We start from the raw sequence: 16718 nt of genomic DNA on the forward strand, positions 1-16718 counted from the left end.
TATCTAATGTATTTTTAAATAAATAATCATTATTATCAAAATAATGTTAAAAATAAAAAAGAATAGTCCATCACTGTTATTCAAATCATTTTATCAAAACTACATAGTAAATGGTAAAAAGCAACATGACATAATATATAGAAGGCTTTACAGTATATATGGGAGTTTACTAAAAAAGAATGGAGTAAGAGTTAACACAATGGGCCATTAGCTGAAGTTTTAAGCACTTCAAGGTATGAAACAGAATGGCCTGTAATACTACATGATTATTTAGACTGCTCAAACTGCTATCAGTCTGGTGGAATGAATAAAGTATTATACTAAAAGCAGATCCAACTACAACGTAACAGGAAACCAGTTGTATCAGGAAAAGTGATAGTACATGGAGAAGAAAAGGCCCCCTTTGTATGAGTCAGTACATATCTTATTTATAGATAAAACGGTATTCAATCGAAATAAAAAATCTGAATAATAGACGTAAATAACTTCTAAAAGTCTCATACATCTATCATTCAGATTATTTTTTATTTACTGTTTGTTCTACTTTATTTTATTCTTCTGGTATAGTATTCGAGTCATTTTTATAGGTCAACAAATCACCCGGTTGACACTCCAAAACTTGGCAGATTTTTTCGAGAGTGGAAAAACGGATGGCTTTTGCTTTTCCATTTTTTAGAATAGAGATGTTTGCCATCGTAATGCCCACTTTCTCACTCAATTCAGTCACACTCATTTTTTTTTGAGCTAATACTACATCTAAATTAACGATAATTGCCATGTCGCACCTCACACTGTCAAATCATGATCTGTCTTAAGTAAAATCGCATGTTCAAGCAGTTTTTCCAGCACGCTTGTTAATGTGTATACTGCAAAAGGAATGAATACGACAGCGATTCCTACCAACATCAAACCTGGAGCATCGTCTAAATCCGCTACTTTCATAAATTTAGGAAGTAAGCCAAAAAAAGCGAAACCAATAAACAAAATGGTTCGTTCGATTTTTTTTAGTATGTTTAAGCTTTGAGTGGAAAAAGCTTGGTTATCTTCGATTTTTTTCAATAGTTTCAATAAGAAATAAGCAATAACGATCCCTAGGAGAAGGGCAAAGTAAATGACAGAAACAAATAATGTGGTCTGCCAATCAAAATTGAATCCTTTTTCGCTTGTAGCGATCTGAGTGTAAAAAAGTACGCCGAACAAAATAAATACGGCACTTATACCTAAAACGACAAATTTTAATAGCAATGTTTTAAATTTCATTTTTATCCCTCTTTTATCTTTGATAGCTAAAATATAGCAGAATAATTATTGTAAAACAACTATTTTTTATCGAAAAACAATAAAAATATATCGTTTATAAAAAATGATAGAGTATGAGGGTGTGGAGTGCATTTAACAGCTTTTTTTGATTGTAAGAAACATTTAAAACCAGTTATTTTAGATTCTATGTGTGTCTCTTCTATAATGCTAGTTTAGATGCCTGGGATTATATTGGACAATACAGTTGGAGGATTTTTTATTATCTAGCGAAGAGAAGTGTAAGTTAACAGAACTGTATGAGAAAAAAGACAACTACGTAGTAGCTAACCGATTCATTAATTTTTTCAAGTTCATGTTTATTTACGTATCAGAATTTTTCTTATTCAATGGTTTGGTGTAATCATCACTTATTTGTCCTTTATTGCTTATACAATGTTATACAAAAGGAAAATCAAGCATTGACGCATGGGGTGTGGTACTATCTAGCTGAAATAGCTTAATAAGCGCAAGTAGATGCATTGGATTAGTTTATAAATCAAAAGTGTTAGAGGTATTAAGAAGAAGTAGAAAAATAAAATGGATTGCCGAATAAAAAGTACCATAAATCCTAAAACATGTGCCAACAGATAGATGGCACATGTTTATTTTTTTCGATAATTTTGTAACAAAAATACGAAGATGAAAAAGAATAGAGATTCCCATAATGTAGTAGTCCAACTGAATTCTTTACTGATACCAAATACCATATTTCCTAGATTTGATACAATCAAATAGCCAATCGTTATGATCAATGAATAGTACAATCTTTTCATCATAGGACATACCTCGTTTTTATTTATAAGAATAGTATAAACCAAAGAAGTGAATAAGAAAAATGATAATATAAAAATAAAGTAAGAACGCATTAAAGTAACTAAAGTTATTTATTGTATTTTTTAATTCTCCGAAAAAATTTAATAAATAAATAGAATCTTGTAATAATAACTGAGCATAATCTTTGCAATTTTTAATCTTGAATAATATCCTTTAAGTATAGCCAGCAATCAAAAGTAAATAGAGAATAAGTAATTGTTATTTCAGTATCAGACTGGCAATAAAACGCCGTTATGATCCAGCAATGTTTGGTAGTGCTTTATTTACTGGTGCTATGCTAACTGTTCGCTATCTATACTGTGATTGTCGGTAGAGTTATTTACAGGGTAAAAATAAGTTTATAGGAGGTGGAAAATGAATAAGGGGTTAAAAATAATCGGTGTTATCATGAGTTTACTGCTACTTTCAGTATTTCTAGCGATTGCGTTGATCAATGCGCCGTATATTATGCCTGAACAATTGGAACGATTTCGCTTCTTTACTTTAACGAATTACTACATGCAACAATATATTTTCTGGGCAGCTGTAGTATTTGCCGTTCTTGCTATTATCATCTTGCTAGTCGTTCTTTTCTATCCAAAGTCAAGAGGAACTTTCGTTATGAAACGGGAAGATGGCAAACTAACAATCGACAAAAAAGCGATCGAAGGGTTGGTACGTTCCCATTTACACGAAGAAGAGTTCATTCATTCACCTAAAGTACGGATACGTTCAACGAAAAATCGAATCCATATCCATGTCAACGGAGACTTGAAACGAACTTCTTCATTAGTAGGGAAAACAGGTGTATTGATGCAAGACATCGAAGAAGAAGTGACTAGAGTACTTGGAACAAAAGAAACGGTCAAAGTGGCAGTCACATACAGCGGTTATGAAGAACAAGAAGATACAAGAGACTACAAGCACTCTCGAGTGGAATAGGAGGGCCAAATAATGAAAGAACTATTTTCAGCATACAAGCTCCCTATTATCTTTGGGGGACTTGGACTACTGCTAGCTGTTTTATGGTTAACGATTGGATTTTTCAAGACATTGTTGATCATAATCATGACAGCAATTGGCGCAGAAATCGGTTTTTATTTGAAACAGACAGGAATAGTTGATCAATTTTTTAAATCATAGGAGGAAACAAAGATGGAAAACAAAAACATGAATACAACAAATGGATCAGTTTTGGCAAATGAAAAAGGAGAAAACCGCATGATGAATGGTGAATTGACTTATGAAGACAAAGTCATCCAAAAAATCATCGGTTATGCATTGAAAGATGTAGATGGTCTATTGACATTAGATGGCGGATTTTTCTCAAATATGGCTGAAAAATTAGTCAACACAGATAACGTAACAGCAGGTATCAATACAGAAGTAGGTAAGAAACAAGTAGCTGTGGATCTAGATGTGATCGTAGAATACGGTAAAGACATCGAAGATATTTACAACCAAATCAAAGAATTAATCAGTACTGAAGTAAACAATATGACACATTTAGATGTTATCGAAGTGAATGTGAATGTTGCAGACATCAAAACACAAGAAGAATACCAAAAAGATCAAGAAACAGTACAAGACAAAGTAACAGAAGCAGCAAAATCAACAGGACAATTTGCTTCACGCCAAACAGATAAAGCAAAATCTGCTGTAGGCAAAGGTGCACAAAAAGTCAAAGAAAATAACGAACCACGTGTACAATAAGAAGTAAGAAGTCAGTTAGGAGGAATTTAAAATGGGATTTATTTGGGCATTAATCGTCGGCGGTATCATTGGAGCAATTGCAGGAGCAATCACGAATAAAGGATCATCAATGGGAATCATCGCAAACATCATTGCTGGTTTAGTAGGTTCAGCAATTGGACAAGCTTTACTAGGGACTTGGGGACCAACAATTGCAGGAATGGCTATCATTCCATCATTGATCGGTGCAATCATTTTAGTATTAGTCGTTTCATTCTTTGCACGTAAATTATAAGCAAATTGAAGAAAAACTTATGTTGAAATGAAGAACAAATTTGAGAACTGTAGCGAAACTCGCTGCGGTTCTTTTTTATATATTTTATATGAAGTATTCTTTATTCCTTATGAAAAAATATCTTTAAAAATAAAAAAAGACGAAAATAAACGGTTTTCTATAAAAAGAAGACCGATTATTTTTTGTCTTTATTTGTGTGAAAAACGAAAAAGAGCACAACACATCAAGCTTTTATTAATTGTCTGTCTTTTATAAATGCAAGTATTAATTCAAAAAAACAGAAGAAAAAAACAACTACACCTTCTTTTATACTCGTAATCGTAGAAAGGAGGCGAAAAAAATGAATACATTACCTATCAATACAGGAGATACAGCATTCATGATTTTATGTACAGCAATGGTTTGCCTGATGACTCCTGGTCTAGCATTTTTTTACGGCGGATTAGCACGGAAGAATAATATACTAACGATCATGTCTCAATCTTTTCTCTCCGTTGGGATAACAACGATTATGTGGGTATTTGGTGGATTCGGATTGGCCTTTGGACGGGATATCGGCGGTGTTATTGGAAACCCGGCAGATTTCTTTTTGATGAGACATGTTACAAGCTTCCCCAACATGTTTCATGGTGCAACGATTCCATTTTTAATGTTCTTTCTTTACCAACTGATGTTTATCGTGATTACCGTTCCTTTGATGACAGGAGCTTTTGCAGGGAGATTGAATTTAAAAGGCTATATTATACTTGTTATTTTTTGGAATCTGCTGATTTATTTCCCTGTTTGCCACTGGATATGGGGCGGCGGATTTTTGGATCAGATGGGATTTAGAGATTTCGCTGGTGGAGCAGTCATCCACACGACAGCTGGATTCGGCTCTTTAGCATGTATCCTCACACTTGGTCAAAGAAAGATTCCTTTAGGAGAAAGAAGTCAGCATAGCAGTCTTATGGCAGCTGCTATCGGTACAGGACTGCTTTGGTTTGGCTGGTTCGGTTTTAATTCCGGTGGTGCACTTCGAGCAGATGAACAAGCAGTCAATGCATTTGGTTCAACATTCATCGCTCTTGCATTTGCGATGATTACTTGGCTGATCATTGCAAAAGTAAAAGGAAATGGCTTTGATTTTGTCGACGTACTAACAGGATCCGTTGCTGGATTGGCAGCCATTACGCCTTGTGCCGGTTATGTAGAAGCAAAAAGTGCCATGCTGATTGGGATCATTGCGGGTATCGTCTGTCATGCTGCTGTTGATTTTCGTAAAAAGAAACAATGAGATGATGCACTTGATGTGTGGGGTGTTCATGGCATGGGCGGATTCACAGGTACGATTCTGATAGGGATCTTTGCATCTAACAGCCATCTACTAACGAATCCAAGCAGCTGGTACTTCTTAGGGATTCAAGTGATTGGTGTCATCATTACTGCCGTGTATGCCTATGTGCTGACAACAGTGATTTTAAAATCGGCGATGCACTTTACAACGATCACTACTACAAAAGAAGAACAAGAAGAAGGATTGGACTTTTTCTTCTTTGGCAACAAACTCAATTGAAACAAATTCAAATAGAAAAGAGGAAGATTCATGCAACAAAGCAAAACGAAAATTCCTGCAAAAAAATTAACGTTCTTTGGCTTTTTGGCTATGACCATCTCAATGGTCGTTTCATTATATGAATATCCCACATTCGCGACCTCAGGCTTCAGCTTAGTATTTTTCTTGTTATTAGGCGGTTTGCTATGGTTTATCCCTGTGGCATTGTGCGCAGCAGAGATGGCAACGGTGAAAGGATGGGAAAAAGGCGGTGTCTATACTTGGGTCAGTCGCACATTGGGAAAACGATTCGGTTTTGCCGCAATCTTTTTCCAATGGTTTGAGATAACAGTTGGCTACTTGACCATGCTGTATTTCTTAACTGGTGCATTATCCTATGCAACGGGTATTGGTGCTATACAAAACAATAAATATCTGAAATTGGCAATCCTATTGATTATTTTCTGGGCTATTTTACTCTCACAGTTAAAAGGAACCAAATACACTTCATTGATTGCTCGGATCGGTTTTGTAGCTGGTATCTTGTTGCCAGCATTAGTCCTGTTTGGCTTAGGTATCCATTATGTCGCTTCAGGCGCTCCACTACAAACGACACTGTCTATGAAAACATTGATTCCTGATTTTTCGAAATTGCCTACGCTGGTTGTTTTTGTTTCCTTTATTTTAGCATATATGGGCGTAGAAACATCTGCCAGTCATGCAAATGAAATGGAAAACCCTAAAAAGGATTATCCATTAGCAATGTTTGTATTGGTTATTCTGGCAATCATTTTAGATATTTTTGGCGGATTGACCGTCGCTACTACAGTACCTCAACATGGTTTGTCTCTTAATAACAGGGGTGATTCAATCGTTAGAATTCCTATTAAGACACATTGATCCAAATCTTGCATGGATTGCGAAAATTCTTGCGATTCTTGTTTGTTTAGGTGTCATCGGAGAAATTGCTTCTTGGGTAACCTCTCCTTCAAAAGCACTTCACGTAGCAGCAGAAGAAGGATTACTTCCTGAATATTTTGCAAAAGAAAACACACACGGTGTTCCTGCTCATTTGATGATCGCCAATGGGATCGTTGCAACAATCTGGGCAGCCGTCTTTACATTAAGCGGCGGGGGGAATAATCTTTCATTTCTTGCAGCGATGTCATTGACTGTTGTAATCTACCTGATGTTGTACTTTATGTTTTTCGCGGGCTATTTGAAGCTGGTTTTTAAAGATGACAGTCTTGAAAGAGCCTATCAGGTTCCAGGCGGAAAAGTTGTAAAAGTAATCGTTGCTTGTTTAGGTCTTTTGACTTCACTTTTTGCTTTTTGTATCTCATTTGTTCCACCTGCTAGTATCGCAGCTGGACAGCATGGGATTTATGAAACGATTCTGATTGTTTCTTATCTTATCGTCTTAGTTATTCCATTTACGATCTACGCATGCCGTCATAAATTCCAGCATGCAGAAAAATAAAAAATGAAAGCTGGTTATTCAAATGGAAGTAAAAGAATTAGAACAATTGATTGGAAAAAATTTCCACTATTATCAAACAGGACAAGTGGCGGATTACATTCCAGCATTAGCTGAAGTGGATCCTAAACAATTAGGTATGGCGATTTATGATTTGGATACAAAACAACTGATTGAGGGAGGAGATGCCGATGTGCGCTTTGCCATCGAAAGCATGTCAAAAGTTCCCGTATTGTTATTAGCAATCAAAGACAACGGAATAGAAAAAGTCTTTCAAACAATCAACACGGAACCAACCGGTTTTGCCTTCAATTCTATCATGAATATGGAAATCAATCATCGCAAACATCCAATGAATCCTTTTGTTAATGCAGGAGCGATTGCAACAACCTCGTTGATTGCCGGTAAAGATGCAGATGAAAAATTTGAGCGAATCTTGTCATTTATGAAAGAGATCTGTGATGATCCTAATATCACATTGAATGAAGAAATCTATCATTCTGAATCAAGAACAGGTGATATCAATCGCTCTCTTGCTTACTATATGAAAGGTAATCAAATGATCGAAGGAGACGTACAGGAGATACTCGATGCTTATTTCAGACAATGCTCCCTCAATGTCACCGCTACAGGCATAGCAAAATTAGCTGCTGTGCTGGCAAATAAAGGAATTGCTCCTTGGAATGGCAAACAAATCATTACTGAAGAAAGTGCTACAATCGTCAAATCAATTATGACAACTGCTGGTTTGTATGATGAATCAGGAGAGTTTTCCGTCCATGTTGGTGTACCTGCAAAAAGCGGTGTAGGCGGCGGGTTGATGGCAGCTGTGCCAAATCGTTACGGCATAGGTGTCTTCAGCCCGGCACTAGATCCATTTGGTAACAGCGCAGCTGGTATCCAATTGTTGAAAGATGTAGTCAAAGAACTAGACACTGACATCTTTGAATAACCATTCTTGAAAGAGGCTGGGGTAAAAGTCCAAACGGCTCAAAGTTACCTACAATGAGGCTGAAATTGTGAGCTTGTTTGACTTTTGTCCCAGTTTCTTTTTTTATTGGTTTTTGAAAGGGCTTTTCTAAATAAAAAGGAAACAAAAATATGATTTACAGATATGATTAAATAAACTCATAAGAAAAACTGGAGGCGTGTATCAGGAATGCTGGAAAATTACATCGAGCGAAATATATTTAGAAAAGTGTATCTGTGTGAACAATTATTTGAATTCCAAGAAATAGATATCGAACAAACAGCTATTTCTCTAAGGGTGACTACACCAACGATCCTTCACGATCTAGAAAGTCTAGCCGAGTGTCTAGAATATTGTATAAAAGAACAAGTAAGAGAGAAGCATAAGTATAAACTCGTATTCAAACATGGTATTGCTCTTTCTGAGCTCACACAGTTTCTGTACGGTCAATCTTATTTTTTAAAGTTTTTAAGTTATTATTTTGATGGTATATTCACGAGTACAGAACTGGCTGATCTTGAATTTATTTCTTTGAGCAAAGTATATACAATCAAAAAAATCGTATTGGATTTTTTAAAGAAAATGATTATTTGAAAAATAAAGAAATCATTATCCCAGAATTTGACTCGCGGAACATCTTGCTAGCTTTAGTACGCTATGTCAATTGGGAAGGCTATGAAAATAAAAATTCGTATGTAGAAGAAGCTTGTAACGAGTTGATTGATTATGTAGAGACTCATTTTTTTAAAAGAAGATATTCGGAAGATGAAAAGTCCTTTATCATACGAGGAATAGAGATCGCAATCGGAAGAAAGGCATTTCCCCTTGGACTGAAAGAAGAAGATAAGAAAAGCGCAGAAACGAAGCCGTTATTTCAATTAGTTTGTCAAGGATTGGAAGAGCAAAAAGGAATTCTAGACTTACAAGAAGAAGATGTCTATTATATTTTTTCTTTGTTCAACAGTAGAAATTATACCAATGAGAACATGGAGCTGTTAAGAAAAGATTTCGAAGTTGTTTATAAAAATTTTGTTCTCAATGACCTATCACTGAATGAATTGATTTTACAGATTATTAGTATCGCTGAAATCGACGATGCAGAAAATTTTATTTTCAAGCAATCCTTTTTACAATTTGTCCGTACGTTGTGGGCAGATGGACAAGTATTTTTACCGGAAAGGATCTATCTTCTATCAGAAAAAGAACAACTTCTGTACGGAAAAATTGTAGAAATATTGGAAGAGTGGAAAAAGAAAAATCAAATCCAACTAAGATGGAATGAAAATTTCATTCGAAAATTCGTCAAAAGTCTTTCTTTGATCAACAGTGAACAAGCGGGGAGACAGGAAATAGAAATTTTTGTTGTTTCAGAAAGTTCAGTCAAACAATTTTTTTATCGAACCCAATTTCATTTGTATGCGGAAGAAGGCATCGCCGAAATAAATCCTATTTTATTTCGTTCATTAGAAGAATTGCCTGATGAATGTCTATGTGCGAAAAAAAGAGTGGTTTTGTGCGATGCTGCTAGCTATCAAAATGGATTAGAAACTGAAAAGACAAAGATCTATCCAATCTCATTAAAAGGTGCAAACATCCATTTGTATCATATTGCTCAGGAACTTCACCTATTAAAAAAACATATTTCTTGATGAGACCTTAATTAGGAGACCTTCTACAAAGCTTTTTAATTGTCTGTAGAAGGTTTTTATTTGAGTCCTGATTCGTGCGAAGATCTACTTATATAACAAGCTTTCTCTGAAATTTTTTTAAAATGCTATTGACTTAGAGTCAACTCTAAGTAGTAGAATAGATAAAGTGTAACAAATCTATTTTCATTAAAAGAAGATAGTACGGAGGAGAGAATGTATTATGAGTACAGTATTACATGTATTGGATGCAATCAATAGCCCCGCAGATGTCAAAAAATTATCTGTTGAGGAAATGAAACAGTTGGCAGAAGAGATGCGCCAAAAAATCTTGCAAAAGGACAGCGATGTAGGTGGGCACGTTGGTCCGAATCTAGGTGTAGTAGAATTAACGATTGCGTTTCATTATGTATTTGATTCACCAAAGGATAAAATCGTTTGGGATGTTTCCCATCAGTCTTATGGTCATAAGCTTTTAACTGGTCGAAAAAATGGTTTTGAAAAAGGACATTCCCGTGAAGTGAGCGGATATTCCAACCAACATGAAAGTAAACATGACTATTTTACAGTGGGGCACACATCTACATCTATCAGCTTAGCAACAGGTTTAGCTAAAGCGAGAGATCTGAAGAAAGAATCAGGAAATGTGGTAGCATTTATCGGTGACGGCTCCCTAAGTGGTGGCTTAGCTTTTGAAGGATTGAACAATGGTGGTGTTTTACAATCCAATCTAATCGTATTAGTAAACGATAATGAGATGTCTATTGATGAGAACCATGGCAGTTTATATAAAAACTTAGCTGAGCTTCGTCAAACCAACGGTAAAAGCAGCAATAACCTATTTAAAGCAATGGGATTTGATTATCGTTACGTGGATAATGGAAACAATCTGGAAACGGTGATCCGTTTATTTGAAGAAGTAAAAGATATTGATCATCCGATTGTACTTCACGTACATACGGAAAAAGGTCGCGGTTATCAGCCGGCAATCGATAATAAAATGAAATATCATTGGCATGTACCATTTGATCTGTCCACCGGGGAGGCAAAGCAAGTAACTTCTGGAGAAACATTTAATATGATCATCATGGATTATTTGGATAAGAAAATGCAAACAAGTACAGCTCCTATTGCCGCAGTCAATGCAGCGATACCAGGCGCCTTTGGACTGAAAACATTCCAAGAAAAACATCCAGATCATTATTTTGACGTGGGGATCGCTGAACAGCACTCTATCACTTTCGCTTCTGCTTTGGCTTCTCAGGGAGTACGTCCAGTCGTCTTCCAATCAAGTACTTTCTTGCAACGGGCATATGATCAATTATCACATGATTTAGCGATCAACGAGAATCCAGTGATTATTTTAGTCGGTAGCGGAACGATCTCAGCTAGTGACCGAACACACCAAGGAACATTTGACATTCCTTACTTATCAAGTATCCCGAACATCAAATATCTTGCTCCAGCAACAAAAGAGGATATGATCTCTATGCTAGATTGGGCGTTCGAACAAACAGCGCAGCCTGTAGCAATCCGGATTCCTACACATGGTGTAGAACATGGTACAGCTATCGCAAATGATTATAGTATTCCAGCCTATCAAACAGTAAATAATGGAGGAAAAGTAGCAATTTTAGCTTTAGGCGGTTTTCTTGAATTAGGAAAAGAAACAGTAAAAGCTTTTAGAAAAAAAGGAATCGAAGCAACGTTGATCAATCCAAGAACGATCACAGAAAATGACGTAGAAACATTAGATAAATTAAAAGAAACACATGAATTAGTCATCACATTAGAAGATGGTAGTTTGTCAGGAGGATTTGGCGAAAATATCAGTCGTTATTATGGTGATTCTTCAATGAACGTATTAAATTTTGGTGCAGAGAAAGAATTCACGGATAGCGTTCCTGTAGGGCAGCTTTATGAACGTTATCATTTAACACCAAAACAAATCGTTGAAGATAGTCTGCGTGTCTTGAATATTCAATAATTCATTATGCTCACCATCCAGATAATTGTTTATACTAGTATCTGGATGGTTTTTTCATTATAAAAAGCAAAGGGGTGGATGTTATGTATCAGCAAGTAGAAGAATATGTCAAAAAGTTCCAAAAAAAATATCCTAGTTATCAATCAGAAAAATTAGGTTTCTTTTCATTTGGGGATACAGAAAAAATGGCAGACGAGTTGAGCGAACTAGTTGTAAAAAAGATAAAGACTGGTACATCAAGTGGTTACGATCTGTATAAACAAGAGAATGAGCCTTTACCAAAAGTTGGTCAATTAGACGTGGTCCTGAATGGAAAAAATGAACCAGTTTGTATCATCAAAAATATAAATGTGACCATCTTGCCTTTTAGTGAAGTCACGAAAGAGCATGCTTGGAAAGAAGGAGAAGGGGATCGGACATTAGCTTATTGGCGGAAAGTCCATGCTGAGTTTTTTAAACATGCTTATAAAGAAGCGTTGAACATAGAATTTACAGAAGAGAAGCTGGTCGTATACGAAGAATTTGAAGTAATTTTCTTTTAGTAAGAAAGGTCTGCTGAAAGAAATAGCTCATTATTGACTCCTGAATAGAAAAGGGTTACATTTTTATATGAAGCTGTATTTTTATATAACATTACTGGAGGAGATATTGTGGATACACTGGAACAAATCAAAGGCGGAGTCGTCGTTTCTTGTCAAGCTTTGGAAAACGAGCCGCTACACAGTTCTTTTATTATGGGGAGAATGGCTTTGGCTGCAAAAGAAGGCGGAGCAGTTGGTATTCGAGCAAATACGACAGAAGATATCAATGAAATCAAGCGAATCGTTGATTTACCGGTAATAGGGATTATCAAAAGAGATTACGATGGGTCAGAAGTGTTTATTACTGCGACAGAAAAAGAAGTGGAAGAACTTTTGGAGACGCAAGCAGAAATCATTGCACTGGATGCAACTTCTCGTAAACGTCCGACAGAAAAAACAACTGCTGAACTTGTCCAAATGATTCACGAACACGGTCGGTTAGCTATGGCAGATATTTCGACTTTTGAGGAAGCGCTTCAAGCGCAAGGAGATGGTTTTGATCTTTTGTCTACGACTTTAGCAGGCTATACAGAATATTCACGAAAGACGCAGACACCTGATTTTGATTTATTGAATCAAATCATAGAACAAGTCGATATCCCAGTAATTATGGAAGGACATACTGACTCTCCTGAACAAGTAGAGAAAGCATATGAATTAGGTGCTTTTTCAGTCGTAGTTGGATCTATTATCACCCGTCCGCAATTGATCACTAAAAGATATGTCGAAGCCGCAAGTAAAGCAAGTAACTAAAAAACACGCACGGTACAGATTCTTGACAAAAAAGAAAAATTGATAGATAGTTTAAAGCAGATTCTAAGAAGATGAAAAAAGCATTACTTTTCATTTTGTCTTCAAGATCTGCTTTTTAACGAATTTTATAGAAAGAAGGCGAAACCATGTTTGAACGGAGTCCTTCAGAATTGACAGAACGTGAAAATTACAAGTTGCTGATTGGTTCAGTCATCCCTAGACCAGTAGCAGTAGTAACGACTAAATCAGCAAAAGATATAGTGAATATCGCACCCTTCAGTTACTTCAATATCGTCAGTTCGAATCCACCCATCTTATCCTTGGCGATCCAGAGAAAACAAGATGCAGTAAAAGACACAGCAAAGAATATTCTTGAGACAAGAGAAGCTGTTATCCATATCCTTGATGAGGACAACGTAGAAGAAGTAAATAAAACAGCAGCCAATCTGCCTAATGAGGAAAGCGAACTGTACCTGACTGACTTGACTTTAACTGATTCAGTAATCATTTCAGTACCAGCATTGACAGAAGCAAAAGTTCGTTTTGAAACATCCTTATATGAACATGTCGAGATACGGAATAAAAATAAAGTAACAGCTGATTTATTTTTGCTAGAAGTACAGAAATATCATTTAAATGAAACAGTCTATGATGATAAGACAGGAAGGATCGATCCAAGAAAATTGAATGCTGTAAGCCGTTTGGCAGGAAATGATTATGCAGCAATAGGAGAAATTTTCACGATTGCACGTCCCGAATAAAAAGGAGCACTAGTTATGTTAAAAATAAGCTATAAACCATCGACAGATTCAAAAGAAATGAAAAAAGAATATGAAACAGTGAATGATTTTCTGCAAGGGCAGTACTTAGAAGTTCCGCCATTGCAAGACCATTTTGTCGTTACTACTGTTACTTTAGATGGTAAGGAAATAGAAATGCCAGATCAAACGATTAGCGGATTGTTTAATTACTTTAACAAATAAATATTTATTCCGAAAAGTGAGAAAACACATAAAAAAACACATAAAACTAAAAAATTATCAAAGAATCCTGGTGCAACTGAAAGAATTTGCAACGGGATTCTTTCAACTTATTTGTTATTTTTTTCTAAAAAATATTAAAGATTGTTAAATTTCACTATTTCATTTCAAATTCCATTGCCTAATCATTAGGAAAAGTCTATCATGAACTCGTAAATAGAATATAGTAATAACCTTGTTAGGTGAGGCTCCTATACAAACATAGGCTGTTGCCCAGAAACGTCGAAAGTCGCCAATGGGTAAAATAGAAACTGTCGGATTAAGGCTTTTTCCAATAGCTAAGAATGTTTTCTTTACGTTGTATAGTGCTAAAACTCGGACGATGAGATGATGCTAGGTCAGAATTCTTATTCGAAAAGGTTTCTGACCTTTTCTTTATATTTTTGTGACTGACTTATTTGATGAGACAAACTCGCTCCTCACCTGACAAGTGGATTGCTGTGTGAGGAGGAGATGCGGTGAAAAAAAGAAAAAAGATCGATTGGTGGATTTTGGATCCTTATTTGACTTTGTCCATGATCGGTCTTTTAGAAGTATACAGTGCCAGTTCTTATCGTTTATTGCAAGCCGATGAAAATACAAAAAGTCTATTATTGCGTCAACTAATTTTCATATTTTTGAGTTGGAGCGTGATCTTCTTAGCTCGTTCAGTCAAACTACACTATTTACTTCACCCTAAAATAGCAGGATACGGTTTAGCCTTATCGATTTTCTTTTTAGCATTAGTAAGAATAGGGATATTCGGTGTCACTGTCAATGGTGCACAACGTTGGATCTCTCTGTTTGGCATTCAATTCCAGCCTTCTGAACTGGCAAATCTTTTTTTGATTTTTTATTTAAGCTGGTTTTTTCGTGACGGAAATAGTAGCCCAAAAGATCTAAAAAAACCATTCCTGATTACAGTAGGTATAACTTTTCTGATTTTATTCCAGCCAAAGATTGCTGGAGCATTGATGATCCTTTCGATTGCGTGGATCATATTTTGGGCAGCGGCGGTTCCATTTAAAAAAGGGATCTATCTAATCGTTACTTTTTCTGCATTGCTGATTGGAGCAGCAGGCGGGGTATTATATTTAGGAAATAAAGGTTGGCTTCCACAGATGTTTAATCATGCTTATGAAAGGATCGCGACTTTAAGAGATCCTTTTATCGATAGTCATGGCGCGGACTATCAAATGACCCATTCGTTTTATGCACTATATAATGGTGGCATATTTGGGCGGGGATTAGGAAATAGTATCACAAAAAAAGGGTATCTTCCAGAGACAGAAACAGATTTTATTTTTTCGATTATTACAGAAGAGCTTGAGCTAATCGGTGCATTGTGTGTGCTTTTCTTATTGTTCTCATTATGCATGAGAATCTTTTGTTTAAGCAGTCGCTGTAAAAATCAGCAAGCTGGATTGTTTCTTTTAGGATTCGGAACTTTGCTATTCGTTCAGACGATAATGAACGTGGGAAGTATCGCGGGGCTGATGCCAATGACTGGTGTGCCATTGCCATTTGTTAGCTACGGAGGAACAAGTTATCTGATCCTTTCTTTAGGAATCGGAATCACGTTGAATATTTCTTCAAAGATACAGGCCGAAGAGTTGCCGCTCTATCGACCTGAAAAACAATAAAGAGAAACTGAGAAACTCTCAGTTTGAATTATCATAAAGTACAATCTTTTATTTTTCAAGCGAGAGGTTCTTTTAGAAAGAGGAATTCGCAACGAAAGTATCTCAAAAAATCATATTATCTATTTTGTTACTGCTTACATTAGTAGTTGGCTATTTTTCGATTGAGTTTATCCATGGATTTTCGTCTGCAAAACAGAGTTCAACTGTGAAAAAGGTAGAGCCGAAAAGTGTCCCTACCACACTAAATGTGGCTTTGATTGGTTCAGATGCTCGTTCGAAAGACGAAAACGGTCGCTCGGATTCACTTCTGGTTGCACAATACAACCAGAAAACACAACAAGCAAAACTGATCTCTATCATGAGAGATTCATATGTCGATATTCCAGGTTACGGAATGAATAAGATAAATGCAGCTTACTCTTATGGGGGAGTTGATTTATTAAATCAAACATTAAAGGAAAATTTCAAATTTGAAGCTCCCTATTATGCAAGTATCACATTTCAAGATTTTATCGATTGCGTTAATGAACTGTTTCCTGGTGGAGTCAAGATCGATGCAGAAAAATCTCTAGATTTAGATGGCGTATATATAAACAAAGGAGAGCAAGTGATGGATGGTAATACTTTACTCCAGTATGCTCGATTTCGGGAAGACAAAGAAGGAGACTTCGGGAGGATCAGAAGGCAGCAGCAAGTGATCAAAGCTATCTCTCAGCAGCTGAAAGACGTAACTTCAATATTCAAGCTACCCAAAGCGGTTGGGAAATTACTTGGTAGTATCCAAACGAACCTTCCAGAAAGTGTGCTTCTGGATTGTGGTATGGATTTCCTCAAAGACAATAATAAAAAGATCGATACATTATCCGTACCAGTAGACGGCAGTTGGGACTTCAACGACAATACGCCTTCCGGAAGTGTTCTGGAATTAGATTTGACCAAAAACCAAGAAGCAATCAAAAAATTTCTGAATAATTAAGTAAAGAAAATAAAAGAAGTTAGAAATAACAAT

The 16718-nt window shown here is 36.1% G+C and carries 16 protein-coding genes, 3 pseudogenes and 1 riboswitch; of the genes and pseudogenes, 16 read left to right on the forward strand and 3 right to left on the reverse strand.

Features of this window, described 5'->3' with window-relative positions:
• Nucleotides 1-550: 550 nt before the first annotated feature.
• The 3 genes from MKX69_RS05960 to MKX69_RS05970 all read right to left on the reverse strand — a co-directional run bounded on the left by MKX69_RS05960 (nt 551) and on the right by MKX69_RS05970 (nt 2075).
• A complete protein-coding gene (locus MKX69_RS05960; protein ID WP_002295139.1) occupies nt 551-778 on the reverse strand; it encodes a helix-turn-helix domain-containing protein in 228 nt (75 codons plus the stop codon).
• Nucleotides 779-786: 8 nt separating this feature from the next.
• Nucleotides 787-1260: a DUF2975 domain-containing protein gene (locus MKX69_RS05965; protein WP_002295138.1), complete on the reverse strand. Its 474-nt coding sequence runs from the start codon at nt 1258-1260 to the stop codon at nt 787-789.
• A gap of 641 nt (nt 1261-1901) precedes the next feature.
• Nucleotides 1902-2075: a hypothetical protein gene (locus MKX69_RS05970; RefSeq protein WP_002291299.1), complete on the reverse strand. Its 174-nt coding sequence runs from the start codon at nt 2073-2075 to the stop codon at nt 1902-1904.
• A gap of 412 nt (nt 2076-2487) precedes the next feature.
• On the opposite strand from MKX69_RS05970, the gene amaP reads away from it, so the two are divergent.
• From amaP to MKX69_RS06050, 16 genes and pseudogenes are all read left to right on the forward strand, one after another.
• A complete protein-coding gene (gene amaP / locus MKX69_RS05975; protein WP_002297459.1) occupies nt 2488-3054 on the forward strand; it encodes an alkaline shock response membrane anchor protein AmaP in 567 nt (188 codons plus the stop codon).
• Between the two features lie 12 nt (nt 3055-3066).
• Nucleotides 3067-3255 (forward strand): DUF2273 domain-containing protein, encoded by a 189-nt coding sequence (locus MKX69_RS05980; protein WP_341009292.1) that lies wholly within the window; start codon nt 3067-3069, stop codon nt 3253-3255.
• 12 nt (nt 3256-3267) lie between these two features.
• Nucleotides 3268-3825: an Asp23/Gls24 family envelope stress response protein gene (locus MKX69_RS05985; RefSeq protein WP_002295944.1), complete on the forward strand. Its 558-nt coding sequence runs from the start codon at nt 3268-3270 to the stop codon at nt 3823-3825.
• Nucleotides 3826-3856: 31 nt separating this feature from the next.
• On the forward strand, nt 3857-4099 hold the full coding sequence (locus MKX69_RS05990; protein WP_002290686.1) for a GlsB/YeaQ/YmgE family stress response membrane protein: 243 nt from the start codon (nt 3857-3859) through the stop codon (nt 4097-4099).
• A gap of 27 nt (nt 4100-4126) precedes the next feature.
• A complete protein-coding gene (locus MKX69_RS05995; protein WP_341009295.1) occupies nt 4127-4354 on the forward strand; it encodes a hypothetical protein in 228 nt (75 codons plus the stop codon).
• Nucleotides 4355-4439: 85 nt separating this feature from the next.
• Nucleotides 4440-5654 (forward strand): annotated as a pseudogene (locus MKX69_RS06000) (ammonium transporter).
• 30 nt (nt 5655-5684) lie between these two features.
• Nucleotides 5685-7113: pseudogene (locus MKX69_RS06005) on the forward strand (amino acid permease).
• Between the two features lie 22 nt (nt 7114-7135).
• The gene (gene glsA, locus MKX69_RS06010; RefSeq protein WP_341009299.1) at nt 7136-8062 is read left to right on the forward strand and encodes a glutaminase A; all 927 of its coding nucleotides are present in this window, start codon (nt 7136-7138) and stop codon (nt 8060-8062) included.
• A gap of 207 nt (nt 8063-8269) precedes the next feature.
• A pseudogene (locus MKX69_RS06015) lies at nt 8270-9729 on the forward strand (hypothetical protein).
• A gap of 220 nt (nt 9730-9949) precedes the next feature.
• On the forward strand, nt 9950-11713 hold the full coding sequence (locus MKX69_RS06020; protein ID WP_341009301.1) for a 1-deoxy-D-xylulose-5-phosphate synthase: 1764 nt from the start codon (nt 9950-9952) through the stop codon (nt 11711-11713).
• 83 nt (nt 11714-11796) lie between these two features.
• Complete coding sequence (locus MKX69_RS06025; protein ID WP_341009303.1) at nt 11797-12255, forward strand: ASCH domain-containing protein; 459 nt, start codon at nt 11797-11799, stop codon at nt 12253-12255.
• A gap of 108 nt (nt 12256-12363) precedes the next feature.
• Nucleotides 12364-13047, forward strand: a complete 684-nt coding sequence (locus tag MKX69_RS06030) for an N-acetylmannosamine-6-phosphate 2-epimerase (protein ID WP_341009306.1) — start codon at nt 12364-12366, stop codon at nt 13045-13047.
• A gap of 146 nt (nt 13048-13193) precedes the next feature.
• Nucleotides 13194-13808 carry a flavin reductase family protein gene (locus MKX69_RS06035; RefSeq protein ID WP_002297470.1) on the forward strand — a complete coding sequence of 205 codons (615 nt, stop codon included), beginning with the start codon at nt 13194-13196 and terminating at the stop codon, nt 13806-13808.
• A gap of 15 nt (nt 13809-13823) precedes the next feature.
• Complete coding sequence (locus tag MKX69_RS06040; RefSeq protein WP_002287763.1) at nt 13824-14030, forward strand: hypothetical protein; 207 nt, start codon at nt 13824-13826, stop codon at nt 14028-14030.
• Nucleotides 14031-14254: 224 nt separating this feature from the next.
• A riboswitch (M-box (ykoK) riboswitch) is annotated at nt 14255-14421 on the forward strand.
• A gap of 124 nt (nt 14422-14545) precedes the next feature.
• On the forward strand, nt 14546-15709 hold the full coding sequence (locus MKX69_RS06045; protein WP_341009308.1) for an FtsW/RodA/SpoVE family cell cycle protein: 1164 nt from the start codon (nt 14546-14548) through the stop codon (nt 15707-15709).
• Nucleotides 15710-15818: 109 nt separating this feature from the next.
• A complete protein-coding gene (locus MKX69_RS06050; RefSeq protein WP_341010509.1) occupies nt 15819-16685 on the forward strand; it encodes an LCP family protein in 867 nt (288 codons plus the stop codon).
• The last annotated feature ends 33 nt before the right edge of the window (nt 16686-16718 follow it).

Origin of the sequence: Enterococcus sp. FSL R5-0957 (assembly GCF_038008005.1) — a bacterium.
Lineage (GTDB): Bacteria > Bacillota > Bacilli > Lactobacillales > Enterococcaceae > Enterococcus_B > Enterococcus_B faecium.